General features: G+C 55.2%; 1 protein-coding gene. It reads left to right on the top strand.

Annotated features, from left to right (window positions below):
* A partial coding sequence (locus DLJ49_RS22695; RefSeq protein ID WP_233489414.1) for a hypothetical protein occupies positions 1-515 on the top strand: 515 nt, incomplete at its 5' end.
* Positions 516-629: the final 114 nt, after the last annotated feature.

The raw sequence follows: 629 nt of genomic DNA, 5'->3' as shown, positions 1-629 counted from the left end.
CTCGACCTGTTCGAAGCATTGAGCCTGCCGAAACCCGCCTGACGCACCTTGTCGTCACAAAAACGCGAACTCCCCGCCAACAATATCAATCGCTTATCGGATCAACTGTCGAACTTCGGCGGCCTGCTAGTGAAACCGAGCATGTAAATTTCGGCCTCAAGAACTTCACATACGGTGATTTCTGGGCACTACATGAGCAGGTGCGAAACGAGGGCCACAGAACCAGATACGGGAAATACTATGATGATCTTTGGGATGCATTCGCAGACGATGCTACGTGGCGCGAGGCGGGCCGCTACACATCTGACGCAAAAGACCGAAAACGACAAGATCGGGCCCGCTACGACTATACGCAGGCCAAGTCGCGTCACGAGGACCTGCTAAGGTCACTGCTCATTGATCGATATTGCGAGTTCTCCGCAAAGAACAAGCCGGGCCTGTTCCTGGCACTTACCTTTGCGGTGCCAGGATATGTGATGTTTCTGCTACCAAGTCTTGACTTAAGGAACGTCTGAAAAACCTCGCTCTCTGATCGGCGTGGGGTAGACTGGGCGGGACCACGAAGGAGGCCCCCGATGCCCAAGCAGCCCGCCTTTCCCGGCCTCCGCCACGCGATGAAGAAGAAGCAG

Source organism: Rhodovulum sp. 12E13, from assembly GCF_003340565.1.
Classification (GTDB): Bacteria; Pseudomonadota; Alphaproteobacteria; order Rhodobacterales; family Rhodobacteraceae; genus HLUCCA09.
Note: the sequence above shows the minus strand (reverse complement) of the source record. Positions and strands in the feature narration are given on the sequence as shown.